General features: G+C 64.3%; 21 protein-coding genes. 9 read left to right on the plus strand and 12 right to left on the minus strand.

The annotated features are described in order from the left end of the window. Positions 1 to 15: 15 nt before the first annotated feature. The 5 genes from B0G71_RS02595 to B0G71_RS02615 all read right to left on the minus strand — a co-directional run bounded on the left by B0G71_RS02595 (position 16) and on the right by B0G71_RS02615 (position 5,077). A complete protein-coding gene (locus tag B0G71_RS02595; protein ID WP_106283292.1) occupies positions 16 to 525 on the minus strand; it encodes a disulfide bond formation protein B in 510 nt (169 codons plus the stop codon). Positions 526 to 648: 123 nt separating this feature from the next. Next, positions 649 to 2,028, minus strand: coding sequence for an amidase (locus B0G71_RS02600; protein WP_116139555.1), 1,380 nt, complete (start codon positions 2,026 to 2,028; stop codon positions 649 to 651). Positions 2,029 to 2,141: 113 nt separating this feature from the next. Next, a complete protein-coding gene (locus tag B0G71_RS02605) occupies positions 2,142 to 2,822 on the minus strand; it encodes a GntR family transcriptional regulator (RefSeq protein WP_116139557.1) in 681 nt (226 codons plus the stop codon). 208 nt (positions 2,823 to 3,030) lie between these two features. Then, positions 3,031 to 4,380, minus strand: a complete 1,350-nt coding sequence (locus B0G71_RS02610; RefSeq protein ID WP_116139559.1) for an MFS transporter — start codon at positions 4,378 to 4,380, stop codon at positions 3,031 to 3,033. A gap of 7 nt (positions 4,381 to 4,387) precedes the next feature. After that, the gene (locus B0G71_RS02615; RefSeq protein WP_116139561.1) at positions 4,388 to 5,077 is read right to left on the minus strand and encodes a DUF2848 domain-containing protein; all 690 of its coding nucleotides are present in this window, start codon (positions 5,075 to 5,077) and stop codon (positions 4,388 to 4,390) included. 205 nt (positions 5,078 to 5,282) lie between these two features. Here B0G71_RS02615 and B0G71_RS02620 point away from each other — a divergent pair, with 205 nt between their 5' ends. From B0G71_RS02620 to B0G71_RS02630, 3 genes are all read left to right on the plus strand, one after another. Beyond that, entirely contained in the window at positions 5,283 to 7,040 is a 1,758-nt protein-coding gene (locus B0G71_RS02620) for a cation:proton antiporter (protein WP_116139563.1), read from the plus strand. Positions 7,041 to 7,190: 150 nt separating this feature from the next. Beyond that, positions 7,191 to 8,687: a gamma-glutamyl-gamma-aminobutyrate hydrolase family protein gene (locus B0G71_RS02625; protein WP_116139565.1), complete on the plus strand. Its 1,497-nt coding sequence runs from the start codon at positions 7,191 to 7,193 to the stop codon at positions 8,685 to 8,687. Positions 8,688 to 9,212: 525 nt separating this feature from the next. Next, entirely contained in the window at positions 9,213 to 9,938 is a 726-nt protein-coding gene (locus B0G71_RS02630; protein WP_116148285.1) for a DUF2968 domain-containing protein, read from the plus strand. A 101-nt stretch (positions 9,939 to 10,039) separates the two neighbouring features. On the opposite strand, the gene B0G71_RS02635 is transcribed toward B0G71_RS02630, so the two are convergent. Continuing rightward, on the minus strand, positions 10,040 to 11,146 hold the full coding sequence (locus B0G71_RS02635) for a hypothetical protein (RefSeq protein WP_116139567.1): 1,107 nt from the start codon (positions 11,144 to 11,146) through the stop codon (positions 10,040 to 10,042). Between the two features lie 302 nt (positions 11,147 to 11,448). Beyond that, positions 11,449 to 11,973, minus strand: coding sequence for a GNAT family N-acetyltransferase (locus tag B0G71_RS02640; RefSeq protein ID WP_116139568.1), 525 nt, complete (start codon positions 11,971 to 11,973; stop codon positions 11,449 to 11,451). Between the two features lie 296 nt (positions 11,974 to 12,269). Here B0G71_RS02640 and B0G71_RS02645 point away from each other — a divergent pair, with 296 nt between their 5' ends. Further along, entirely contained in the window at positions 12,270 to 13,571 is a 1,302-nt protein-coding gene (locus B0G71_RS02645; protein ID WP_116139570.1) for an MFS transporter, read from the plus strand. 112 nt (positions 13,572 to 13,683) lie between these two features. Here the strand turns inward: B0G71_RS02645 and B0G71_RS02650 are convergent, their stop codons facing one another. After that, positions 13,684 to 15,531: a tetratricopeptide repeat protein gene (locus B0G71_RS02650; RefSeq protein WP_116139572.1), complete on the minus strand. Its 1,848-nt coding sequence runs from the start codon at positions 15,529 to 15,531 to the stop codon at positions 13,684 to 13,686. 137 nt (positions 15,532 to 15,668) lie between these two features. Here B0G71_RS02650 and B0G71_RS02655 point away from each other — a divergent pair, with 137 nt between their 5' ends. From B0G71_RS02655 to B0G71_RS02665, 3 genes are all read left to right on the plus strand, one after another. Next, on the plus strand, positions 15,669 to 16,028 hold the full coding sequence (locus B0G71_RS02655; protein ID WP_181196614.1) for a helix-turn-helix transcriptional regulator: 360 nt from the start codon (positions 15,669 to 15,671) through the stop codon (positions 16,026 to 16,028). Continuing rightward, the gene (locus tag B0G71_RS02660) at positions 16,025 to 17,107 is read left to right on the plus strand and encodes a cation diffusion facilitator family transporter (RefSeq protein ID WP_116139574.1); all 1,083 of its coding nucleotides are present in this window, start codon (positions 16,025 to 16,027) and stop codon (positions 17,105 to 17,107) included. Before B0G71_RS02655 ends, B0G71_RS02660 begins: the two co-directional genes overlap by 4 nt. Before the next feature lie 147 nt (positions 17,108 to 17,254). Next, positions 17,255 to 18,979: an FAD-dependent monooxygenase gene (locus B0G71_RS02665; protein ID WP_106283279.1), complete on the plus strand. Its 1,725-nt coding sequence runs from the start codon at positions 17,255 to 17,257 to the stop codon at positions 18,977 to 18,979. 119 nt (positions 18,980 to 19,098) lie between these two features. Here the strand turns inward: B0G71_RS02665 and B0G71_RS02670 are convergent, their stop codons facing one another. Genes B0G71_RS02670 through B0G71_RS02685 form a run of 4 tightly spaced genes read right to left on the minus strand, consistent with a single transcriptional unit; the run spans position 19,099 to position 24,366 of the window. Next, positions 19,099 to 19,350, minus strand: coding sequence for a formate dehydrogenase subunit delta (locus B0G71_RS02670; protein WP_116139576.1), 252 nt, complete (start codon positions 19,348 to 19,350; stop codon positions 19,099 to 19,101). Positions 19,351 to 19,358: 8 nt separating this feature from the next. After that, the gene (fdhF, locus tag B0G71_RS02675; RefSeq protein ID WP_116139578.1) at positions 19,359 to 22,307 is read right to left on the minus strand and encodes a formate dehydrogenase subunit alpha; all 2,949 of its coding nucleotides are present in this window, start codon (positions 22,305 to 22,307) and stop codon (positions 19,359 to 19,361) included. A 14-nt stretch (positions 22,308 to 22,321) separates the two neighbouring features. Further along, complete coding sequence (locus B0G71_RS02680) at positions 22,322 to 23,884, minus strand: NADH-quinone oxidoreductase subunit NuoF (RefSeq protein WP_116139580.1); 1,563 nt, start codon at positions 23,882 to 23,884, stop codon at positions 22,322 to 22,324. Beyond that, positions 23,881 to 24,366 (minus strand): NAD(P)H-dependent oxidoreductase subunit E, encoded by a 486-nt coding sequence (locus tag B0G71_RS02685; RefSeq protein ID WP_116139582.1) that lies wholly within the window; start codon positions 24,364 to 24,366, stop codon positions 23,881 to 23,883. Before B0G71_RS02685 ends, B0G71_RS02680 begins: the two co-directional genes overlap by 4 nt. Before the next feature lie 134 nt (positions 24,367 to 24,500). Here B0G71_RS02685 and B0G71_RS02690 point away from each other — a divergent pair, with 134 nt between their 5' ends. After that, a complete protein-coding gene (locus B0G71_RS02690) occupies positions 24,501 to 25,580 on the plus strand; it encodes a substrate-binding domain-containing protein (protein WP_116139584.1) in 1,080 nt (359 codons plus the stop codon). A gap of 108 nt (positions 25,581 to 25,688) precedes the next feature. Continuing rightward, positions 25,689 to 25,955: a hypothetical protein gene (locus B0G71_RS02695; protein ID WP_116139586.1), complete on the plus strand. Its 267-nt coding sequence runs from the start codon at positions 25,689 to 25,691 to the stop codon at positions 25,953 to 25,955. The last annotated feature ends 93 nt before the right edge of the window (positions 25,956 to 26,048 follow it).

Below are 26,048 nucleotides of genomic sequence, written 5' to 3' on the forward strand. Positions count from 1 at the left end.
GCGGCAGAACGCCGGTCAGGCAATCCGGCGGCGGTTGCGAACCAGCGTCAGCGCCAAGGGGATGAAAGCGACCACAAACGCGACCAGCGACCATTGCGGCAGCGTCAGGCCCAGGATGGGCGGATAGGCCGTCTCACACAACCCGGCAACCTTGAACACGCCCGGCAGCCAATGCGCGGGCGGCAAGCTGTCGACCAACGGCTGCAGTGCGTCGAAGCCACAGCTAAAGCCCGGGTTCGCCTGAACATACACATGACGCGCGGCCGTGACGATGCCGGCCAGCGCCGACAAGGCGGCCAGCACTTCCAGCAGACGTACGCCGCGCCAGTGGTTGAAACGTGCGCCGAGGAACGCGAAGATCGCGATCAGCAGGAAGAAATACCGTTGGATGATGCACAACGGGCACGGGTCTTCGTGCAGAAAATACTGCAGATACAGCGCGCCGCCCACGAGGGCAACGCAGATCAGGCCAAGCAGAACCAGCAGGGAGCGCTCGCGGCGCAGCATTGCAGTGTCGTTATTCATGGATCGTGTGGCTGTCTCGAAACGGAAAGGGCGGGTGCCCGCGATTCTAGCGCGAACCCCCGCCGCGCCGCTTATCCTGCTTTTACGGCGTATTTCCTGATCGAGCGCGTTGGCGTTGCTCGGTCAGCGAATCGCCTTGAGCACCGCTTCGGCGCCGCGGCCGATGGCCAGCAGCGCGTCGTCGGCGTGCGGCGCGCCGGCCAGCATCAGGCCGACCGGCGCGTCGCCGCGCAGATGGCACGGCAGCGACAGCGCGCAGCTGTCGAGGAAGTTGAACACGCTCGGGTTGCGCAGGATCAACGCGTTGGTGCGGCCGAAGGCGTCATCGTCGTCGACCAGATCGGCGACGCGCGGCGGCACCACCGGCACCGTGGGCGCGACGACCGCGTCGAAACGTTGCCACAACGTGCGGGCGGCTTCGGCCAACATCGCCTCGCGTTCGGCGAGCAGGTCGAGATAGTCGGCGGCGCTGGCCGGCTGGCCCTTCAGAATGCGCACCAGCACACGCGGATCATATTGCTCGCGATGCTTTTCCAGCAACGGACGATGCCACGCATACGCTTCGATCGGCGAGAACCCGAAGCGGTTGATCTCGGGCAAACGGTCGAGCGGCGCGAACCGCACTTCGCTGACGATCGCGCCGGCCGCTTCCAGATGCTTGAGCGCCGTGTCGATTGCCGCGGCGACCGCCGGCTCGACGCCGTCGGTAACGAAATTGGTGAGCACACCGAGGCGCACGCCTTCCAGCGGCCGAGCGGCCGGAATGCGCGGCTCGAGCCCGGCCAGCATGCGGTCCACCAGCGTGCAGCACGCTACCGAAACGCCGATCGGCCCAAACGAATCGAGGGTCGACGAAAGCGGCACGCCGCCCTGTTTGGGAATCCGGTCGGCGGTCGGTTTGAAGCCGGTCAAGCCGCACAGGGCAGCCGGAATGCGGATCGAGCCGCCGGTGTCGGTGCCGAGCGCAACGGCCGCCATGCCGTCCGCGACGGAAGCCGCCGCGCCCGAGGACGAGCCGCCCGAAATCCGCTCATCGCCTTTCACGCCGCGCTGGTACGGCGACAGCGGATTGCCGTAGTGCGGGTTCAGGCCCAGTCCGGAAAACGCGAACTCGCTCATATTGGTCCGGCCGACGAGCACCGCGCCTGCCCGCTTCAAACGCGCGACCGCGACGGCGTCCGCCTTGGCGGCGGGGGCGTCGGCGAGCACGGTGGAACCGGCGCGGGTCGGCTGGCCTTCGATATCGAACAGGTCTTTGACCGACACCGGAATCCCGGCGAGCGGCGAGAGCACGGTGCCGGCGGCACGCAGACGGTCATGCGCGTCGGCGGCGGCGCGGGCGCTGTCGGCGTCGACATGCATGAAAACGGCGGCGCCCTGGCCGGCCGGATCGGCGATCCGTTCGAGCGCGGTCTCGACGAGCGCGCGGCTCGTGGTGCGTCCGGCGGCGAGGTCGGCGGCAAGCTGGGCTAGCGGCGGAAAAGGCGTGAATTCAGTGGCCATGATGTCGGTAGAAATCCGGTTGAACCGGGCGAAGCCGGTCGTTGGGCTAAATGCGTGAGCTAGATGCATGAGCTAGATGCGTGAGCTGAATGCGGTGGCTCGAATGCGGTCGATCAGATGCGGTTGAAAAGCGTGGCGCGGAACGCTTCGATATGTTTTTGCACGGATTGGCGCGCGCCTTCGGCGTCGCGTTTGCGCAGAAGGTCAAACAGTTCGAGATGTTCCTCGTGCACGTCCTCCAGATGATGCGGCTCGGACAGCGAAATGAACCAGAAGCGCAGCGAGCGCTCATGCAGCCCGCGCAGGATGTCGGCCAGCACCGGATTGCGCGAGGCCGCCGAAATCGCCAGATGAAACTCGCGGTCGATATCCATCATGCCTTCGATATCGTGCGCGGCGACGCACACGGCCGAGCGGTCCAGCAGCGCCTGCATCGCGTCGTAGTCGTGCTGTTGCGCGTGGCGTGCGGCCAGTTCGACGCAGTAGCTTTCGTTCACGAGACGCACGTCGATGATCGCCAGCACGTCGTCGAGCGAAACCGGGCGGACCATGATGCCCTTGCGCGGCATGATGGTCAGCATGCCTTCGTGCACCAGCCGATGCAGCGCCTGATGAACCGGCGTCCTGCCGATGCCGGTCAGCGCCATCAGTTCCGCTTCGTTGAGCACCTCGCTCGGCCGCAGGCGCATGGTGATGATCTCGCGCTTGACGAACGCATACGCCTGCTCGGCGAGACTCGCGGCGGCGGTCGCGCGGGCGGGCGTGGAAGGGCGGGCGGTCTGCAAAAGCGTCATGTGAAGTGGCAGCGGACAATGTCGTCCGCATTGTAGAGCAAGGTTTTGCGCGCGCGACGCGGGTCGGCTGCGTGCTGCGGCTGGTGGGCGATCAGCCCGCGCTCTCCAGAGGCGGCGCGAATGGAACGCGGTCCCGCGCTCGCTTTCGTTTCGCACGACGCGCGTATTCTCCGCCGGCGCGTCGCCAGATCGCGTCCATCGCCGTCTGTCAGGCGCGGCTCGGCGCGACTGCCGCCGCTTGCTGCACCTTGACGCGCGGCATCATCAGCGTAACCAGCCCGCCTACAATCAGCGCCCCCGCGATCAGCACGAGCCCGAACGTCACGCTATGCGTCGCGTCTTTGACGATGCCGAGCACATACGGGCTCACATACCCCGCGAGATTCGCGATCGAGTTGATCACCGCGATTCCGGCGACCGCGGCCGTGCCTTGCAGGAAGGTTGTCGACATCGACCAGAAAATGCCGAAGCCCGCGAGGATGCCGACATACGCAATCGACAAACCGGTGACGGCGAGCGGAATCGAGTTGGTCACCGAGGCGCTGCCGAGCAGGCCCGCTGCGCCGATGAAGCAGCACACGGCATAGTGCCAGCGCCGCTCGCCGGTGATATCCGACGAACGGCCGATCAGGATCATGCCGATGCCCGCCGCCAGATACGGAATCGCGGTGACGAAACCGTTGGTGACGAGGTTCGTCACGCCGAGATCCTTGACGATCTGCGGCAACCAGAACGAGAAGCCCGCATTGCCGGTGACGAGGCAGAAATAGATCAGCGTGAGCAGCCAGAAGCGGCCCGAGCGCAATGCCACGGCCAGGCTATGTTCGGCGCCGGCCGCCGCGGCCGCGGTGTTTTCTCGCCCGAGACGGCCGAGGATCACGCGCTTTTCGTCGTCGGTGAGCCAGGCGGCTTCGGCGGGCGTGTTGCGCAGCACGGCGAGCGCCCAGAAGCCGGCGAGGATCGACGGAATGCCTTCGATCAGGAACATCCACTGCCAGCCGCGCAAGCCGTGCGCTTCATGCAGCGCCGACATCAGAAAGCCCGACAACGGCGCGCCGATGATGCCCGCAACCGGAATCGCCGCCATGAACACGGCGACCATGCGCGCGCGGCGGTCCGACGGAAACCAGAAGGTCAGATAGAGCACTACGCCCGGCACCAGCCCGGCTTCGGCGACGCCTAGAAAAAAGCGCAGCACGTAGAACATTGTCTCCGTACGTACGAACATCATCAGACACGACAGCAGGCCCCACAGCATCGTGATGCGGGCGATCGTGGCGCGCGCGCCGAACTTCTTCAGCAGCAGATTGCTCGGCACTTCGAACACGAAGTAGCCGAAGAAGAAGATCCCCGCGCCGAGTCCGTACGCCGCGTTCGACAAGCCGAGGTCGCCGGTGAACTGCAGCTTCGCGTAACCGATGTTGACGCGGTCCAGATACGACAGCACGTAGACGAGAAACAGGAACGGCATGATGCGCCAGGTGATTTTGCGCAGGGCGGCGGCTTCGAGCCAGGCGTCGGAAGACGCGTCGGCGGCGGATAGCGAAGGGGAGCTCATGAATGCCTCATTCGACGATAGGTAGCGCGCGCACGCGATAGGCGTGGCGCAGCGTGCGGTTCAGGATGGGATCGTGCAATTCGAGTTCGAGCGCGTCGCCGTCGGCCATGCCGACGATGCCGCCCTGTACCGCCAGCGTGCCGCAGAACATCGCCGCGCCTTGCGCGAGCGGCGCGCGCGTGAGCAGATCGGCGGCCGGCAGCAGCGATGCCACGCTGCCCTGCTGATAGACGTGCCGCTCGCCGGTGCGGGTGACTGCGAAGGCGCGTAGCTCAAGCTGATCCCAGTGGCCGGCCACGTCGTCGAAACGCCAGGCGTCGCGCGCCAAGGGTTTCGGGCAGACCTGTTTGGAGACGGTCACGCTGTAGGCCTCGACTTCGCGGTCGGTGTGATCCGAACCCACGGTGACGAGCAAGCCCGTCTTTGTCTGCACCAGCACGCATTCGGCTTCGCCACTCGACTTCACGCCGACCACGTCGATCTGCTCGGCCTGCGTCAGCAGTTCCGCACCGAGGCGGTAGAAGCACGGCGTGGTGGACGGCCGCTTCACGCCGAGTTCAGCCAGTTCGGCGATGTGATGCTCGATCGCGGCCTGATCGCGCCCGGCCCAGCCGGCAATGGTCAGGCGATTCACCTCGGCGATCGCGGCGCAGCTACCGCCGGAACGGTCTACAACATTGAAGGACACCTGCTGCATTACTCAACTCCAGAGAAAATATTCTGCAAATATTATTGTGATATTTCACGGGAGTCCAGCACGCCAAAAACATTCTTGCGGACGCCGCGGGTGAGGGGCGCGGCTTGCCGCCAATGCCATTTCTTCGAACGCCGACGTGCGGCGGGGTGCCGCGTTCCTTTGCTAAACTGCGTTTTCAATATTACTTTTTGTAAGGGACGTATCCATGCACCATGGCATCGGCTTCATTCAGGACCTGGCGGTCGTGATGGCGCTCGCCGGCGTCGTCACCGTGCTGTTCCATCGCCTGAAACAGCCGGTGGTGCTCGGCTACATCGCGGCCGGCGTGATCATCGGGCCGTACACGCCGCCATTCCAGTTGATCCACGACGAGCAGACCATTCAGACGCTCGGTGAACTCGGCGTGGTGTTCCTGATGTTTTCGCTCGGCCTCGAATTCAGCCTGCGCAAGCTCTTCAAGGTCGGCGCGACGGCGATCGTCGCGGCGCTCTCCGAGATCGTGCTGATGCTGTGGATCGGTTACGAGATCGGCAGCGCGTTCGGCTGGAGTTCGATGGATTCGCTGTTCCTCGGCGCGATCCTCGCGATCTCGTCGACCACCATCATCGTCAAGGCGCTCTCCGAACTGGGCCTGAAGCGCGAGAGCTTCGCGCAACTGGTGTTCGGCATTCTGATCGTGGAAGACATTCTCGCCATCGCCATGCTGGTGCTGCTGTCGGGCATCGCGCAGACGGGGCAGTTGAGCGCGGGCGTCGCCGTGGTCACGCTCGGCAAGCTGCTGCTGTTCATGACGGTGTCGCTGGTGGTCGGCATTCTGGTCGTGCCGCGCGCGTTGAACTACGTGGCGCGCGCGAAGAGCGACGAGATGCTGCTCGTCTCCGTGCTGGGCTTCTGCTTCGGTTTTTGTCTGCTGGTCGTGAAGCTCGACTACAGCATCGCGCTCGGCGCGTTCCTGATCGGCGCGATCATGGCGGAATCGCGCCATCTGCATCGGATCGAGCATCTGATCGCGCCGCTGCGCGACGCCTTTTCCGCGATCTTCTTCGTGACCATCGGTTTGATGCTGAACCCGGCCGTGCTGGTCGACTACGCATGGCCGATCGCGGTGATCACGGTGGCGGTGATCGTCGGCAAGATCGTGTCGTGCGGGCTCGGCACCTTTCTCGCCGGTAAGGACGGCCGCACGGCGATGCGCATCGGCATGACCGTTTCGCAGATCGGCGAGTTCTCGTTCATCATCGCGTCGCTCGGCTTGACGCTGAAGGTGACGAGCGCGTTTCTGTATCCGATCGCGGTGGCGGTGTCGGCGTTGACCACGTTGTTCACGCCGTATCTGATCCGCGCGGCCGATCCGCTCACGCAGCGCCTCGGTCACGCCATGCCGCGCACTCTCGCGAACGTATTCGGCATGTACGGGCAATGGTTGCGCAGCTTGAGCACGGGAAGCGGCGAACCCACGCTGTTCAGCATGACGCGGCGGATCATTCTGCAGATCGCTGTCAACCTGGCGCTGGTCGCCGCGATATTTTTGATCGTGACGTATAGCGCGCCTTTTACCAGTGCGTGGCTCACACATTGGGTGAGTTCAGAGCCGATGCAACGCGTGGTGTTATGGAGCGTCGCGCTGGTCGTGTCGCTGCCGTTTCTCGTCGCCGTCTATCGCAAGCTCAAGTCGCTTGCCTTGCTGCTTGCCGAAGTCAGCGTGCAACCGGCGACGGCGGGGCGCTTCACGAGCGCGATCCGCTACACAATCTCCGATCTGGTGCCGGTGGTCTCGATGGTCGGCGTGTTTCTGCTGGTCTCGGCGCTTTCCGGCGGCATTCTGCCGCCGACCGGCCTGCTCGCCGCGGTGCTGGTTTGCGCCGCGTTACTGCTGGCGCTGGTGTGGCGCTGGTGCGTGAAAATCCACGCGGCCATGCAGATCGCCTTGCGTGAGACTTTCGAAGAGCAGCCGGATCCTTGAGTCAGACTTGCCTCGCGGTTCTCCGGGCCGAGCACCGCGGGGCGCCCGCGACAATGTGAGCAATTGTGTGCGGGTTTGCGGCGCTTGGCTCGCTAGCGGATAATCAGGGCATATTCATTCGTTCGCGTGGAAGGCGCCTGTCTGACTGTCATGAGCGAAAACAAACCTGAAAATGCCGGCAAGCCCGGCAATCCCACGCCGCCTTCGGCGTCGCCCGCGCCGTCCGGCACTCCGCCCGGTGCGTCGACAGCCGGCTCGGTGCCGCCCGATCCGGCGGCCTCGCTACCCCTCTCGCACGAAGATGCCATCCAGTCGCCGATCAAGGATGTGACGCCGCCGGATGTTTCATCCACGTCCACGCCGGCAGTGTCCCCTGCGACGCCGGCTGCCGAGGAAGCTGCCGTGCGATCGTCGACGGACGACCCCGACAGCGCGTCGGCGGTCACGCCCGCCGATCCGCAAACGGCGCGGCAACGCGACGCGGCGGAAGCACGCAGCGCGGCCGCGGCATCCACCGCAAAGCAGGAAGCGGCAGTTCATGAACGGGACGCGCGGCGTGCCGGCGTTCATGCGATGAGGCCGCCGCCAACTGTCGGCAGTGAACCCGTGGACGGCGAGCTGGTGAGCTCCGTCGAAGACGTTACAGTGAACGAAGAGATTCCGGCTTCCACCGAGCGCCGGGCGGGCTCGCCGCCGCCCGGTTTCGGCGCGGCGCCCGACTTCACCGCGTCCAACCCGCCGCCGCCCAACGCCTTGCCGCCGTCGCCGCCGCGCTATCTGAAGCACAACGATTCGGCATGGACCGTGTTCGGCCGCATCGTCGCGGCGCGCGCGCGCCAGATTTTCGATCGCGCGGGCCAGAGGATCACGCAGCGCACGCTGCGCATCGGCGTGTCGGCGCGTATTTTTCATCCCGAGCCGGGTGCGAAGGGATTGCGCGGCAAGACCTTGCAGTATCTCGAGGAATCGATCGCGCACTGGGTGATGTCGCGCGACGTGCTGGTGTTCATGATTCCGACGGTCGGTCATCAGGGCATGTTGCATCCGAGCAATATCCGTTTGCGCGACTACGCGAAGCATCTCGACGGCCTGCTGCTGCAAGGCGGTGCCGACGTCTCGCCGCAGTCCTACGCGGAACAGGCGGCCAGTCACGAATGGCCGGGCGATCGCGTGCGCGACATGTACGAACTCGAACTGCTGCATGAGTTCGTCGAGTCGGGCAAGCCGGTGCTCGGCGTGTGCCGCGGCTGTCAACTGATCAACGTGGCGTTCGGCGGCACGTTGTATCAGGACATCGCCACCGATGTGCCGACGGCGGCCACGCACGTCAACGAGAACTACGATCAGCATCGGCACGGCATTCATTTCCCGGACGGTTCGACGCTCGCCAACATGTTCCCGGGCCGGCGCGATGCGATCGTCAACTCGATACACCACCAGGCGGTCAAGACGCTCGGCCGCGATCTCAATATCGAAGCGGTGTCGGCGTCGGACGGCATCATCGAAGCCGTGCGATACCGGCGCGCGCCGTTCGTAATGGGCGTGCAATGGCACCCGGAGTTTCATCGCGCGGGCGGGCCGGAGTTGCTCGACTGCACGCCGTTGCTCGATACATTCCTGCGGGTGGCGCGCGAGACGCGGTTTTAAGACGCGTTGGCTGGCGAGGCGGGGTGGCTCGCTGAGCAGGTCGTTGGTTGGAGGCGCACCGCCGCGGTTGGCAACGGTGCGCCTCTTGAGTTTTTCTCCTGCTGTTTTACCAATTCGTTTCTCGCTCGACTCTCGCATCGGCATGCCGACGCATGCGGAAGTACGAGTTCTTTGAAGTCGCAGACATCTCGTTACCAAGATAGATAATCAGGAATGCGAGTGTTTTCTTGGTCGAACTGTGCGCATCTTGCTGCCAGGCGCTCTATCTCCATATTGCGCATCCGCTTACGGCTGAGTTCGTGCCACCGTCACGCAAATTAAAAGTCATTCGCACGAGGCGGAACGTCGCATTTTCGTCGTATCCGGATACGTTTATTTCGCGACGAGTGCGCCGACTTGATCAAATCATTCGTCAGCCGTTTATCTCGATTTAAAGTCCGTCGGCGTGACGTTTGAATGCTTCGCTTAACGGCGAATCCGCGCGATAATCTGCGGCTGTTTTGGATTCGCATGGAGCATGCACGTATGAAGTATCCCTTATTAATACGGCGCGCCATGCTGCTCGCGACCTCGTGTGCGCTATTGCAGCAGGGCGGTTTCGTGCTGGCCGCGCAAGGCGACGAGGCCGCGCCGGTGGTCGGTACACGGCCAGCCATCAATACCCTGACGCCGCAGCCTGTCGCCGAGGCGCTGCGCAACGCGGCATCAACCGCGTCGGCCACGTCGCCTACGGCCGGCGATGCGCAAGGCAATGTCGCCGAACTGATGCAGATGATTCACGACGCGAAGCTCAGCGAACTGCGCACCACGTATAACGGCAGTTATGGCGCCAGTCTGTTTTTCCATCCGCGGGAAATGACGTACTACGTCGCGTTATTTCAGGACAAGCATTTCTGGCGTGTGATCAAGTCCGAGGACATGGCGCGCGCGGAAGCGATCTATGCGGGCTTTGCCCAGCAGACGGCGCAACTCGCGGATGTCGAGATTCGCCGCACGCAGTTGCAGGCGCAGAAAGCGTACATCGAAGACGTGATTGCAATGTCCGAAGATCGCGCGAAACGCTTGCAGGCCGATCTTGAAGTGGCTCGCACGCAGCAGGCCAAGGTCAACGACTATCAGCGTCAAACGCAAGGCGAAGCGGCCACGCTGCACGCGGAGAAGGAAAGGGCGCAAGCGCAACTACGCCAGGTGCAGGGCGATGTGCTGCAACTGCAACGGCAAACCGAAATGGGATTGCCGATTCAGAAGTAAGATTCAGAAGTAAATGTATGAACGTAAAGAAGCCCGGCCAATTCGTGGATGAATTGGCCGGGCTTTTTTGCTACGCGACGTCTATGCGGTCGCGTGGGTGCTTACTTCGCAAATTGATCCGGAACGTCGGTCACGCGTCGATGTGAAAGATGGTTCATCCATTCGGTCCCGCTGGTGCCGGACGCATTGTTTGACGAACCGGTGCGCGGCATTGGCATGGTATCGCGGACATGTGTCGCAGCTGACATGGTTACGCCCGCGTATTCGTCGACGCCAAGTCGAGCCGGAGCGACCGGCGAATAAGCTCCTGCAGCCGACAGCTTTGGCGACGCATTTGCTGCGACCCGTGGGGCCGCGCTGCGTGTCACCTCTGCGGCGCTAACCATTCCGTGCGATGGTCGGTTTGCGGCGACGAAACGCGCGATGCGCGGATGAATTTGTCCGTGTTGCTTGCGGCTTTGCTCGCGGACGAGCTGACGGCGATGTGAGACGCCTTTATCGGCGAAGACATGCGGCGAAGCGAAGCGCAATGTGGAGGCAGAGTTCGAAGCAGGCACCGACACCGACGCCGCTGCCGCCGCAGAGCTGGATGCAGGCGCCGCATTCGAGAGCGCGGGCATTGATGCCGCGACTGCCGCGGATCTGCTTGCCGCGACGTTATCCGCGGCGCCAGCGTTGACTGCGGCCGGTGGCTGAGCCTTCACTGACCGCGAGTCGCGTTCGTGCGAGACCTTGCCCGCGGCATCCATATGAGTGACGGTGCCAGGATGCATCAGATGATCGAACCCGATCCATCCAAGCATCGCAGCGCCGCCGAGCACGCAGGCGCCGCCTGCCAACGCACTCCAGTGATGGCCGGACCCGCGTACCGCCGTTGCATACGCACGCGGCAGAACTGGCGGGACGGCCGCAGCGGCCGCAGCCATTTGCGCGGCCGCGTCGAATGGTTTTTCGAGGACCGGAGCCGGCACCGTAGTCGCGCGCGGTTGTTCCGACTGCGACCATCGGCAAAGCGAGCGAATGGCCTGGTCGCTCAGGCAGAACGTGCGCAGCATGGCTGCGTAGAGTGCCTTGAGTTCCGTGCGCAAACTGTAGCCCGGCGGAAGCAGTGCCCAGTCCCGGCCGAAGGATGCCGGCACATGACCCAGCGGACGCAGGCGCGGCATGGCCAGATAGCCCTGGATCGGGGTGAAAGGAATGGTGGACATCGGTCGTTTCCAGCGCCTCTTAAAGGGGCCGCCGCTCGGCGGTCACGGGATCTGCGGGGACTCAGGCCTCGGTGCGATGCGCGTGAAACGCCAGACATGCACGCCGTACGTCGACGCCGACCACTCGCGTTGTGCTGGACAAGCACACGGGCGCATGGGCGTGTCACTCAGTGAAGCCGTAGGGGTGTGGAGGATGCTACCGGGATGCAGTCGAGTTGGAGTGCGGAAATTTCCGAATGGTCGTGTCGAATCGTCTTGGCTTGAGTTGGGCCTCGACATCGCTCAAGCGAGCCATGCTTGTCCTATCGATCGAGTCTGTAGACGTAGCGCAACGCTGTAATATCCACGCCGCCCATATGATCGGGTTCGGCGCCGACGAACTGCCAGCCTTGCCGCTCATAGAAGCCGATTGCCGGCGCGTTCCCTTCGAGCACATACAGATAGAGTTGCGCTTCGCCTTGCGCGCGAGCCCAGTCTTTGGCGGCACGCATGAGCAGCTTGCCGACGCCGATGCCCTGATAGCCCGGCAGCGTGTGCAGGTTATCGAGCAGCACGCCCCACGCGGACTCCGGTTGACGTTCGACGCAGACAAAACCCGTCGGCTCGCCGGCGAGTTCGGCGATCAGCACGATGCGGCGTTCGCCGCCGGGGGCGCTCAGCCGCGCTTCCCAATAGGCCGCACGTTCGCGCGTCACTTCGCCGTCGAGAAATGCGTCGGGCAACAGGTTGCGATAGGTGGCCTGCCAGCTGGTGGTGTGGATCGAAGCGATGAGCGCAGCATCCGCAAGCGTGGCGGGGCGCAGTGTAAGAGCGGGGGTGGTTCGCATCGGGGTAGTGATCAACGGAATGCCTGGCTGCGAATGTTATCGCGACGGCCGACTATTCTATGTAAGGAAACTGTATGCATTTCGCGACAGCGGCTTCAACGGTAACATTACGTGGAGCAGCTACCACGTGAATCACAACGTTTACCCTGATATCGCAACAATGCGTTCAGCATGAAAATGCAGCGCCCCGGGCGCGTCTTGCAGCCGTCCGGCATCCGCTTGCCAAAACCGGTGGATCGTTTCAACTGCCTGCCGTCGCCGATTCCCGCGTGGCGACAGGCTTATCAGAGAATGTCATGTCAACAGCGACACACGCTACTTCCACATCGCAAGAATCCAAGGTCAAGACTGTCTTCCGCGTAGTCAGCGGCAACTTCCTTGAGATGTACGACTTCATGGTTTATGGCTATTACGCTTCGGCGATCGCCAAGACCTACTTTCCAAGCGGCAACGAATTCGCGTCGTTGATGCTGTCGCTGTCGGTGTTCGGCGCGGGCTTCCTGATGCGGCCGCTCGGCGCGATCGTCCTCGGCGCTTACATCGATCATCACGGCCGGCGCAAAGGCCTGATCCTCACGCTGGGCTTGATGGCGCTCGGCACACTCACGGTCGCATCGATTCCAGGTTACGCGACGATCGGCTTGCTGGCGCCGGTGCTCGTTCTGGGCGGCCGGCTATTGCAGGGTTTTTCCGCCGGGGTCGAACTGGGCGGCGTGTCGGTGTATCTGTCCGAGATCGCCACCAAGGGCAACAAGGGCTTCTACTGCGCGTGGCAGTCGGGCAGCCAGCAGGTTGCCGTGGTGTTCGCCGCGCTGATCGGCGTGTTCCTCAACAAGATGTTGCCGGCCGACCAGATGAGCGCCTGGGGCTGGCGCGTGCCGTTTCTGATCGGCTGCCTGATCGTGCCGTTCCTGTTCCTGATCCGCCGTTCGTTGCAGGAAACCGAGGAGTTCAAGGCGCGCAAGCACCATCCGAAGATGGGCGAGATCATGAAGACGATGGCCGCGAACTGGGGCATCGTGCTCGGCGGCATGGGCATGGTGATCATGACCACGGTGTCGTTCTACATGATCACGGCGTACACGCCGACCTTCGGCAAGGAAGTGCTGAAGCTGTCGTCGATCGATACCCTGGTCGTCACGGTCTGTATCGGTCTGTCGAATCTGATCTGGTTGCCGCTCGCGGGGGCGTTGTCCGACCGTATCGGCCGGCGTCCGGTGTTGCTGACGTTCACTATCCTCACCATCATCACCGCGTATCCGGCGCTGCAGTGGCTGGTGGCGGACCCGTCGTTCGCGCGTCTGCTGGAAGTCGAACTGTGGCTGTCGTTCCTGTACGGCAGCTATAACGGCGGGATGGTCGTGGCGCTGACCGAAGTCATGCCGGTCGAAGTGCGGACCGCCGGTTTCTCGCTCGCCTACAGCCTCGCCACGACGATCGGCGGCTTCACGCCGGCAATCTCGACGTTGCTGATCCACTCCACCGGCAACAAGGCGGCACCGGGTCTGTTCCTGGGTGCGGCGGCGATTTGCGGATTGATCGCGACGTTGGTGCTGTATCGCACGCCAGAATCGCGCAATCAATATCGGACGGCCTGAGCTTCACACTTCCTGATTCACTCGGGCAAGAGAAAACCCCGCGTTCTCACGAACGCGGGGTTTTTGTTTTGTGCTTGGCGACGACGGCTGACTTCGCCGGGCGGCGTGCGCGCTAGGCCTTGCGCAACTCATTCGCCACGGCCTCGACGACATCGCCCCACGCGCCAGGTTGCGGCTGACGCACCAGCGTCGCGCCCGGATACCAAGGGCTGCGTGTTTCGCCGGCAAACCAGCGCCAATCCGCAGCGAACGGCAGCATCAACCACAGCGGCTTGCGCAGCGCGCCGGCAACGTGCGCGATAGACGTGTCGATCGACACCACCGCATCGAGCCGTTCGATGATCGCCGCCGTGTCCGCGAAGTCGCCGATCCGCTTGTCGAAGCGATGAATCGACGCTGCGCGCGGATGCGTGTCGAGCGCCACGCGTTCGTCTGCGCTCAACTCGGGCTGCAGCACGATCCAGTCGATGCCGTCGAGTGCGAACAGCGGATCGAGCGCGGCGAGCGGCATCGAACGCGTTTCGTTTTGCTGGATGCGTCCCGACCACGCGATGCCGATCTTGCGCTTCGCCTGGCCGCCAAGCGAGCCGCGCCATTTGCGACCGTAGGCGGGCGGCACGCTGAGATAGGGCGTGCGGTCCGGAATGGTGTCGAACGTCGTGCCGAGTGCGAGCGGCAGACTCAGCAGCGGACATTGCAGATCGGCGGCGGGACGCGGCGTGCCTTGGGCGATCAGCGTCACGCGCCAGGCTTGCGCGGCCGGAGCCAGCAAGGGCAGCAGTTGCGGCTGCACTTCGAGCACCACGCGCGCCGCGCGCTGCGCGACCAGCGGGACGAAGCGCACGAATTGCAGCGTGTCGCCGAAACCCTGCTCGGCGTGAACCAGCAGCGTACGTTCGGCGATCGGCTCGCCGTGCCAGCGCGGCAGCGTCTGGATCAGCGGCTGCGCCATGGTTTGCAGGCGCCACTCGTACTCCGGCAGCCCGCGCGCGAAATCGCGCAGCGCGAGCCACGCGAGCGCGCGGTTCATATGCGCGGAGGCGAGATCGGGCCGCAGACGTAGCGCCTGATCCAGCGCACGCACGGCGGGGCCATGCGCGCCCAGCGCCTGGTGCGCGGTGCCCAGACTCAGCCACGCGAGCGCGAATTGCGGATCGAGACCGACGGCGCGTTCGAGATACGGGAGCGCCTCGGCGTGGCGCCCCAATGCCGCGAGCGCATTCCCCATGCCGAAGATCGCCGGCGGCAGGTTCGGCTGCAAGCTCAGCGCCGCCTTGAACGACGCGACCGCCTCGGCATGGCGGCCGGTGGCGTCGAAGGTGTTGGCGAGATTGAAGTGCGCGGCGACGAAGCGCGGCTCGGCCGCCAACGCCGTCTCGAAACACGGGATCGCTTCTTCCGCGCGACCGAGCGCGTTCAGCGACATGCCCATGTTATTGAGCGCGCCGGCGTGACCGGGACGCAGTTCGAGCGTGCGCCGGAACGCGGCGATCGCTTCTGTGTGGCGTCCGAGCGCGTGCAGCGCATTGCCGAGATTGTTGTGCGACGAAGCGTCGTCCGGTTGCAGCCGCAACGACCTCTCGAACGCGTCGGCGGCGTCTTCATGACGGCCCGCGGCGGCGTACGCGTTGCCGAGGTTGTAGTGCGCCATCGGGAACGACGGCGCGAGCGTCAGCGCATTGCGGAACTGTTCGATGGCGTCGTCGATCTGGCCCAGCGCTTTCAGCGCGTTGCCCAGGTTCAGTTGTAGCGCGGCGTCTTCCGGACGCAGGTTCACCGCGCGCCGCACGAGCTCGGCGGCTTCGGCGTGCTGGCCCTGCTGGTGGCGCAGAACGCCCAGCAGGTGCAACGCATCGACGTGCGCGGGATTGCCGTCGAGCGTCGCGCGGTAGCCGCGTTCGGCGTCGTCGAGGCGGCCGTCACGATGCGCCGCGAAAGCGCGGTCAAATACAGGTTGCATGACGGGGGATGGCATTCGGGTGAGGCAGAGGCCGCATTTTCCCACACTCGCCGGACCGCATTCCGAATTGACCGATTGTCTCGATATCTATAACATATGAATACATGTTCATATGTTCATCCGCAGCACCGCCTGCCATGGCTTCTTCCCTTGCTTCCAACTCCTCGTCTGCGAGCGTTGACGATCGCTCGGTGGACACGATCGTGCCGCTTGCCGATCTGTTTCGCCTTCTCGGCGACCCCACGCGCTTGCGCATCGTGCTGGCGTGCCTCGACGAGCGGCGCGCGGTCGGGGCGATTGCCGAGGCGCTGGGGTTGTCGTCGTCGCTCGTGAGCCATCATTTGCGGCTGCTTCGCGCGGCGCGGATCGTGCGCGCGGAACGACAGGGCAAGCAGGTCTTCTATCTCGCCGCCGACCGTCATATCAGCGCGATGCTGGCCGGCATGCTCGAACACGTGGCCGAACCGGCCGGCGATGATTCACTGGAACCGTCATGAAGAAACCGGAAACTCCGAACACTGTTGCCGCAGACCGTTACGATCGCACCTCGGGCCACGCCGGTCAGGCGCATGGCGCCCACAGCCACAGTCACAGCCACAGTGAAAGCGGCCACAACCACAGTGGCCACGCTCACAGTCATAGCGGCCACAGTCACGCCCACGGCCACGCCGGCCATCACCACGCCCATGCTCCCGTCGCAGGCCACGGCCGCGCGTTCGCGCTTGCGGTCGTGTTGAACATCGCCATCGTGATCGCGCAAGCCGTCTACGGTGTGTTGGCGCATTCCACCGCGCTGCTCGCCGACGCCGGCCACAATCTCTCCGATGTGCTCGGGCTGCTGCTCGCCTGGGGCGCGTCATGGCTCGCCACGCGTCGCCCGTCGGCGCGCTACACGTTCGGTTACGGCAGCTCGTCGATTCTCGCCTCGCTCGTCAATGCCGGACTGCTGCTGTTTGCGTGCGGCGTGATCGTCGCCGAAGCAATCGGGCGGCTGATGAATCCTGCGCCGGTGGCGGGGTTCGCGGTGTTCGTCGTCGCGACGGTCGGCGTGGTGGTCAACGGGATTTCCGCGTGGCTCTTCATGCGCGGGCAGAAGGAAGACCTGAACATTCGCGGCGCCTTCCTGCACATGGCGGCGGATGCCGGCATCTCGGCGGCGGTCGCGGTGAGCGGCCTTGTGATTCTCTACACCAACTGGACGTGGCTCGACCCGGTCATGAGCCTGCTCGTGGTGGCGGTCGTGGTGGTCGGCACGTGGGGCCTGTTACGCGATTCGGTGCGCCTTGCGCTCGACGCCGTGCCGCCCGGCGTTGATCTGCAAAGTATCCGCGATTATCTGGCGGAGCAGCCCGGCGTCGTCGATGTGCACGATCTGCATGTGTGGGCGCTCTCGACCACCGGCAATGCGCTGAGCGTGCATCTGGTGATGCCCGACGGCCACCCCGGCGACGAGTCTCTCGACGTGATCGTCGTCACGCTGCGCGAACGTTTCTCGATGCATCACGCCACGCTGCAAGTCGACCTCGGCACCACGGATCATCGGTGCGCAATGGATCGTGCGCCGCACGCGCATTGAGGCAAACGTGTGTGCGCGGTACGCCCACGGCAAGCCCAGGCCAATCGCATGATTGATGCAGCGCACCGTCGGCGGCTTGCCGGCGACGCTTCAGGCCGAGTTCCTGCGGGCGTACACTAGAACGCATTGTTGTTTCCGGAGTTCCGCATGGACGCTGCCGCAAACGATGCGTCGCCGGTGCTGATCGTCGGCGCCGGCCCCACGGGGCTCGCCGCGGCGATGAGTCTTGCGCGTGCCCACATCCCCGTGCGCCTGATCGACAAAGCCATGCAGCCGAACCCGTATTCGCGGGCCATCGGCATCCAGGCGCGCACGCTCGAGTTGCTCGAGCAGCATCGGCTGGTCGAACCGTTTCTCGAACTCGGCCATCGCGCGCGCATCGCCAATCTGTTTTCGAACGGCATGCGTCTCGCGCAACTCGATTTCGATCCGCTTCACACGCGCTATCCGTATCTGCTGTTTCTCGATCAGTCCGTGACCGAGCGCTTGCTGACGGAGCATCTCGCGACGTTCGGCGTGACGGTCGAGCGCGGTGTCGAGCTGACCATGTTCGCGCAAGGCTCCGCCAGCATTCAGGCGACGCTGCGCCGCGCGGACGGTCACACGGAGACGATGCGTCCTTCGTACATGATCGCCGCCGACGGCGCGCATAGTGCGATCCGTCATCGCCTGGGTCTGGGCTTCGAAGGCAAGACCTTCGAGCAGACTTTCCTGCTTGCCGATCTGCACGCCGAAACCGATTGGCCCGAAGACGAGTTTCATATCTTCGCGTCGGGCGAAGGACTGGTGGCGCTATTTCCGATGGGCCACGGCCGGCATCGCCTGATCGCGGATCATGCGCTCGAGCCTGCCGCCGTCGCGCCGCCCGCGACGCCTGCGGTGCTGGGCGAACCGCCGTTGAACAAGGTGCCGGCGCCGTCGCTCGAGGAATGCAAGGCGCTGATCGCCCGGCGCGTGCGCGAGCGGGTCGACGTGTCGGACCTGGCGTGGTCCTCGTATTTTCATCTGAACAGCCGCATGGTGGACCGGCTGCGCGTCGGCCGTATCTTCCTCGCCGGCGACGCCGCCCATGTGCACAGCCCGGCCGGCGCGCAAGGCATGAACACCGGCATTCAGGAAGCGTTCAATCTCGGCTGGAAGCTGGCGCGCGTCCTGAAGAGCGCGGCGCCGGACCGGCTGCTCGACACCTATCACACCGAACGTCATCCGATTGAACGCGACGTGCTGCGGCAGACCGGTTTCATCACGCATATGGCCGAGGCCGATCACGGACCGCTCAAGCTGCTGCGCGAACGCGTGATGCCGGTGCTGGCCGCGCTGGGTCCGCTGCGCGACGCGGCACGCGCCACCATCAGCGAGCTGTCGATCCAGTACCGGCGCAGTCCGCTGACGCTCGAACGCGTGCTCGACGGCGGCCCGCGTGCCGGCGAGCGCGCGCCCGATGCGCTGGTGCATGTGGTGGACGGACCGCTGGGCCGCGCGCCCGGCGTCGGCTGCGTTTTCGATCTGCACGACCCTGCGTTCTTCTCGCTGTTCCTGCTGGTGCCGCCGTTGCCCGTCGACGAAACGCCGCTCGATCCCGCAGCGAAGCATGAACCGCCGCCGGACGCGGAAATGGAACGCGTGGCGGCGGAAGTCGAGCGATTGCTGCCGGGCGCGGTGCGTATTTGGCGCATCACGGATACCAACGGCGATGGCGGTCCCGCGCTCTCCGAATCGTATGGCCGCACGCGGCCGTCGTTCTATCTGGTGCGGCCGGACGGTTACATCAGTGCGCGCGGACGCACCGGTTCCGATCTGCACGGCTTGTTACGGCATTGCGAGGCGTGGTTCACGGTGAATGGCGAAATACCGGAGCAGGCGGCTTTGTGATGCGGGCGGCTTGCCGACCTTAAGCGGTAAGCGCAGTGATGCCCGCTAGCTGGTTCACGGTGAATGGCGAGATAGCGGAGCAAGCGGCCAGGCTGCACAGCCGCAGCCGCAGCGCCCGGCTACACCGTTGTCGGCGCCGCCGGCGTCAATTGCTCGCGATGTTTAACGAGCGCCTCCTCGACGATAGCCGACATCGCGATACCGCTCGCATCCGGCTCATCGAGCGAAGCGAGCAGCGCGCGCCGCATGCGCGGCTCCCAGAAGCGGCGGATATGGTCGGCGATGCCGGCGAGCGCTTCCTCGCGGTCCGGCATCGAATCGAAAAAATCGCCGATCCGGTTAGCCATGTCGATCAGGTTCTGATTGTCCATGCCCGGCCTCACTTGCCCGATGTCGCGTTGGCCAGCTCGCGCTGCTTCAGCAGATCGAGCTGTTCGGTGTTGAAACGCGAATAGTCCTTCTGCCATTGCGACGGCTGTTCGACCGGCATGACCTGCACCGCGGTCACCTTGTACTCCGGACAGTTGGTCGCCCAGTCCGAGCTATCGGTGGTGATCACGTTCGCGCCCGACTCGGGGAAGTGGAACGTCGTATAGACCACGCCAGGCTGCATGCGTTCGGTCACCTTCGCGCGCAACACGGTCTGTCCCGCGCGCGATTCGATGCCGACCCAATCGTCCGTCTTGATGCCGCGTTCTTCGGCGTCGTGCGGATGGATTTCCAGCCGATCCTCGTCGTGCCAGCGCGAGTTCTCGGTACGGCGTGTCTGCGCGCCGACGTTGTACTGCGACAGGATACGGCCCGTGGTGAGCAGCATCGGAAATTTGCGCGTGACTTTCTCGGGCGTCGCGATGAACTTCGTAATCACGAACTTGCCCTTGCCGCGCACGAAGCTGTCGATGTGCATGGTCGGCGTGCCGTCCGGCGCATTCTCGTTGCAAGGCCACTGAATGCTGCCCATCTCGTCGAGCTTCCTGTACGAGACGCCGTGGAAGGTCGGCGTGAGACGCGCGATCTCGTCCATGATCTGCGACGGGTGCGTGTAGTCCATCTCATAACCGAGCGCGCGCGAGAGCATCACCGTGACTTCCCAGTCGGCGTGGCCCGGCACCGGCGGCATGACCTTGCGCACGCGCGAGATGCGGCGCTCCGCGTTGGTGAACGTGCCGTCCTTTTCGAGGAACGACGAACCCGGCAGCAGCACGTGCGCGTACTTGGCGGTCTCGTTCAGGAAAATGTCCTGCACGACGATGCATTCCATCGACGCCAACGCAGCCGAGACGTGATGAGTATTCGGATCCGACTGCACGATGTCTTCGCCCTGGCAGTACAGACCCTTGAAGGTGCCGTGCACGGCGGCGTCGAACATGTTCGGGATGCGCAGGCCCGGTTCCGGTTGCAGCGTGACGTTCCAGGCGTCTTCGAACAGTGTGCGCGTGACCGTGTCGCTGATGTGGCGGTAGCCCGGCAGTTCGTGCGGGAACGAGCCCATGTCGCACGAACCCTGCACGTTGTTCTGGCCGCGCAGCGGATTGACGCCCACACCTTCGCGGCCGATGTTGCCCGTCGCCATTGCGAGGTTGGCGATGCCCATCACCATGGTCGAGCCTTGCGCGTGTTCGGTGACGCCCAGACCGTAGTAGATCGCGGCGTTGCCGCCGGTCGCATAGATGCGCGCGGCTTCGCGTACCGACTGAGCCGGCACGCCGGTCAGTGCCTCGGTCGCTTCCGGCGCGTTCTCGGGCAGCGCGACGAAATCGCGCCATTGCTCGAACGCGCGGGTTTCGCAGCGCTCCGCTACGAACGCTTCGTTAACCAGACCTTCCGTGACGATCACATGCGCCAGTGCATTCACTACAGCCACGTTGGTGCCCGGCCGCAATTGCAGATGATGCGACGCCTTCACGTGCGGCGTATCGACGATATCGATGCGGCGCGGATCCACGACGATCAGCTTCGCGCCTTCACGCACACGACGCTTCAGACGCGAGCCGAACACCGGATGGCCGTCGGTCGGATTCGCGCCGATCACCATGATTACGTCGGCTTTATCGACGGATGCAAAAGTCTGCGTGCCCGCCGATTCGCCCAACGTGGTCTTCAATCCATAGCCGGTCGGCGAGTGGCAAACGCGCGCGCAGGTATCGACGTTGTTGTTGCCGAACGCGGCGCGCACGAGCTTTTGCACCAGATACGTTTCTTCGTTCGTGCAACGCGACGACGTGATGCCGCCGATCGAATCGCGCCCGTGTTTGGCCTGAATGCGGCGGAATTCCGACGCGGCATACGTGAGCGCTTCTTCCCAACTGACTTCGCGCCACGGATCGGTGATCTTCGCGCGGATCATCGGCTTGGTGATGCGGTCTTTGTGCGTTGCGTAGCCCCACGCAAAACGGCCCTTCACGCAAGCGTGGCCTTCGTTGGCCTGGCCGTTCTTGTGCGGCACCATCCGCACGACCTCGTTGCCCTTCATCTCCGCCTTGAACGAGCAGCCGACGCCGCAATACGCGCACGTCGTCACCACGGAATGCTCGGCTTGGCCGAGCATGATGACGGTCTTCTCCTGCAAGGTCGCGGTCGGGCAGGCGGCCACGCACGCGCCGCACGATACACATTCCGACTCCATGAACGGCACGTTTTCGCTGGCGGCCACGCGTGATTCGAAACCGCGTCCCGCGATGGTCAGCGCGAATGTGCCTTGCGTTTCTTCGCACGCGCGCACGCAGCGATTGCAGACGATGCATTTGGACGCGTCGTAAGTGAAGTACGGATTCGACTCGTCTTTCTTGTCCTTCAGGTGATTCGCGCCGTCGAAACCATAACGCACTTCGCGCAAGCCCGTCACGCCGGCCATGTCCTGCAGTTCGCAGTCGCCGTTGGCGGGGCAGGTGAGGCAGTCGAGCGGGTGATCGGAGATGTACAGCTCCATCACGTTGCGGCGCAGCGACTGAAGACGATCGGTCTGCGTGCGGACCTTCATGCCGGCTTCGACCGGCGTCGTGCACGAAGCGGGATAACCGCGCTTGCCTTCGATTTCCACGAGACACAAACGGCACGAGCCGAACGGTTCCAGCGAATCGGTCGCGCAGAGCTTCGGCACGTTGACGCCCGCTTCGACGGCGGCGCGCATCACCGAGGTGCCGGCGGGAACCGTGACGCACTGGCCGTCGATTTCCAGCGTGACGTCGATGTCGGCGTGGCGCTCGGGCGTGCCGAAATCGGTGTCGTCGAAGAAGGAGCGGGGCGCGCGTTGCTGCTGGGCTTGCGATTTACACGCGCAGTTGCCGGAGCCGCAGCCGCCAGCGGGAGAGTTGAGCACGTCGGACATGGTGGGCTCCTGGGTCAGGCCGCTTTCGGCGCGTGATGAGATACGTCGGCGAGACCGAAGTCTTCGGGGAAATGATCGAGCGCGGACAACACCGGGAACGGCGTCATGCCGCCCATCGCGCAAAGCGAACCGGACACCATCGTGTCGCACAGATCGCGCAGCAATTGCACCTGCCGCGTGGACGTGTCGCCGTTGCGAATCCGGCCGATCACTTCGACGCCGCGCGTCGAGCCGATCCGGCACGGCGTGCATTTGCCGCACGATTCGAGCGCGCAAAAGTGCATGGCGTACTGCGCGAGTTCGGCGAGATTCGCGGTGTCGTCATGTACGACCAGGCCCCCATGGCCCACCACCGCGCCGACTGCTGCGTACGCCTCGTAGTCCATCGGAATGTCCCATTGGCTTTCCGGCAGATACGTGCCGAGCGGGCCGCCCACTTGCACCGCGCGCGCGGGCCTTCCGCTCGCCGTGCCGCCGCCGTAGTCGTAGAGCAATTCGCGCAGCGTCACGCCGAACGCGAGTTCGACGAGGCCGCCTTGCTTCACATTGCCCGCGAGCTGGAACGGCAGCGTGCCGCGCGAGCGGCCCATGCCGAAGTCTTTGTAGAACGCCGCGCCGCGCGCGAAGATGATCGGCACCGTGGCGAGCGTGATGACGTTGTTGATCACGGTCGGCTGGCCGAACAGGCCGACGAGCGCCGGCACCGGCGGCTTGGCGCGCACAATGCCGCGCTTGCCTTCGAGCGATTCCAGCAGCGCCGTTTCCTCGCCGCATACATAGGCGCCGGCGCCTTTCGCGACGAACAGTTCGAAGCGATGCGGTGAGCCGAGCACGCTGTCGCCGAGCCAGCCGGCGACGCGTGCTTTCGCGATTGCCGCTTCGAGCGTGGCGATCGAATGCGGATACTCGCTGCGCACGTAGATATGGCCGACCGTCGCGCCCGTCACGATGCCCGCGATGATCATCCCTTCGATCAGCACGTACGGATCGCTTTCCATCACGAGGCGATCGGAGAAGGTGCCGGAATCGCCTTCGTCCGCGTTGCAGACGATGTACTTTTGCGCCGCTTTGGCGCCACGCACCGTGCGCCATTTGATGCCGGCGGGGAAGGCCGCGCCGCCGCGGCCGCGCAGGCCGGATTCGATCAACGCTTCGCAGGCGGCGTCGCCATCGGTTTGCAGAGCCTGGCGCAAGCCTTCGAGGCCGCCGTGAGCGACGTAGTCGTCGATTGAAAGCGGATCAGTGATGCCGATGCGCGCGAAGGTCAGGCGCTGCTGCTTCTTCAGATACGGAATGTCGTCGACCACGCCCACGCGGTTTGCGTGTGCGCCCCCGTCGAGGAAGCCGGCGTCGAACAGAGCGGCAACGTCGCCGGCTTCGGCATTCGCGTAGCCGATGCGGCCTTCAGGCGTCTGAACTTCGACGAGCGGTTCGAGCCACAGCAGGCCGCGCGAACCGTTGCGAACCAGTTCGATGGCGACGCCACGGCGTGCCGCTTCGGCTTCGATTGCATGCGCGAGCGCGTCAGCGCCGAGTGCCAATGCCGACGAATCGCGGGGAACGTAGATGCGCGTCATGCCGTCACCTCCACGCACTTGCTGGCGGCCGCGAAGATCGCGTCGAACTTTTGCGGCGTGACTCTGGCGTGCAGCGTGCCGTTGAGCATCAGCGCCGGCGACAGCGCGCATTGGCCGAGGCAATACACCGATTCCAGTTCCACCGTCGCGCCGTGCTGGTGTTCGCCGTCGAAGCGGCAACCGGTGTGCGCCTCGATATGTTGCGCGAGCGCTTCGGTGCCCATGCTGCGGCAGGCTTCCGCGCGGCACAGTTGCACCGTGACGGCTGCGGCCGGCTGCGTGCGGAAGTGGTGGTAGTAGGTGATGACGCCGTGCACTTCCGCGCGCGACAGGTTCATGGCGCGCGCTAGCGGCGCGACCGCGGCGGGTGGCACGTAACCGACTTCGTCCTGAATCGCGTGTAAGACCGCTAGCAGCGACACGCCCGGCTGCGCGTGACGCTCAACGAGTTGATCCGGCGCGACGGCGATGGAATCGTCCAAGTGGGGGCTCCTCCAAAGTCATATATGCACTTGTTATTCATAATGCGTGCACTTATGCTTCGTTTATTCGATATGGGATAGCCGAACAATAGGCGGGCATTTCGGCCGATGCAATAGGAAAGAGTTCAACATATATGATCAGAATCGAGTGTCAGGCGCAACTGGTGGTGAAGGGTCCGGACGGCCGAGAGGCAAGCCTGTCGGACGTGGTGCCGTTGCTCGCGCTGGTGAATGAATCCGGCAGCATCGCGCAGGCTGCGACGCTTAAGGGTTTGTCCTACCGTCATACGTGGGGTTTACTGCGCAGCATCGAAGAGCGTCTGGGCGGTCCGCTGATCGCTAAAGAGCGCGGCCGCGGCTCGGTGCTGTCCGAACTCGGGCAAGCGGTCTTGCGTGCGCAGCGTCTGTGCGGGGAACGGCTCGACGGCAATATGCAGGCGCTCGCCAGCGAAGTGGCGAGCGATCTGAACCGCTGGCTCGCGCCGCCCGCCGACGACGTGCGCATTTTCGCGTCGCACGGTTACGCCGTGGCCGCGCTCGTGACGGCGCTGGTCGCCGACGAGTTGCCGGTCGACATCAAGTATCGCGACAGCGCGGACGCCGTCAGCGCGCTTGCGCGCGGTGAATGCGATCTGGCCGGCTTCCATTTGCCGCTCGGCGAGTTTCGTGCGGCATGCGCCGATGCGTATCGGCGCTGGCTCGATCCGCAGCGTCACGTGCTCGTGCATCTCACGCGACGCAAGCAAGGGCTCTTTCTTGGTAAAGGCAACCCGAAGAGAATCGCCGGCCTGAGCGATCTCGCGCGCGACGATATCCGCTTCGTGAATCGACAACCCGGCTCCGGCACGCGCATGTTGCTCGATCTCGCGCTACGGAAAGTCGGAGTCGATCCGGATCGAGTCAATGGTTATGCGTCGGCCGAACTGACGCATTCGGCGATTGCGGCGTTCGTCGCGAGCGGCATGGCGGATGTGGGTTTCGGCGTGGAGCCTGCGGCGCATCACTTCGGTCTCGACTTCATTCCGATTGTCGACGAGGACTATTATTTTGCGTGCGACCGCGCGCGCCTCGAACGTATACCGCTTGCGACCGTGCTTGGATTGCTGCGCGGCAGCGCGTTTCGCCATAGCGTCGATCAGCTCGAAGGCTATGACCCGCACGACTGCGGCAAGGTGGTGGATCTTGAAGAGGGCCTGGGCGAAGCGGTGGCGTAAGCGGCCGTAAACATCAGTCTATGTTTGGCGCTGCGTATGGCGTCCGTTTGGGATACTCTCTAAGCTTCCGATTCCGCCTAAACCGCGCGCTACGTCGCGCCGATCGATATGAAAGTCATTCTTCACGTATGTGCTGCCGTTGCGACGGCTGGTGTGCTCCTCGCCACCGCGTCAGTTGCCTTCGCACAGAATTCGCCGGGGGTTCCGGGCGGCATCCTGCAAGACCAGTTCCGTCTCGCCGAACATCCGCAAATGCCGTTTGCGGCGTCGTCTCCTTCGGACAAATACCAGAGCGGTAAAAAGTCAGCCATGCGCAAGCGCGGCGATCTGGGCGATCCGAATGGTTGCAATCTGCAGTGTCCTAAAGACGAATAGGCGCAGGCAGGTGTCCGTTGTGAGTGCGACGCCGGCGTTTTGCCGGCGTCTTCCGTTTGACTCTCGGGTTTAGTGTGCCGTGGTGTTGCCAGC

It is taken from the genome of Paraburkholderia sp. BL27I4N3 (assembly GCF_003386115.1).
Taxonomy (GTDB): Bacteria; Pseudomonadota; Gammaproteobacteria; order Burkholderiales; family Burkholderiaceae; genus Paraburkholderia.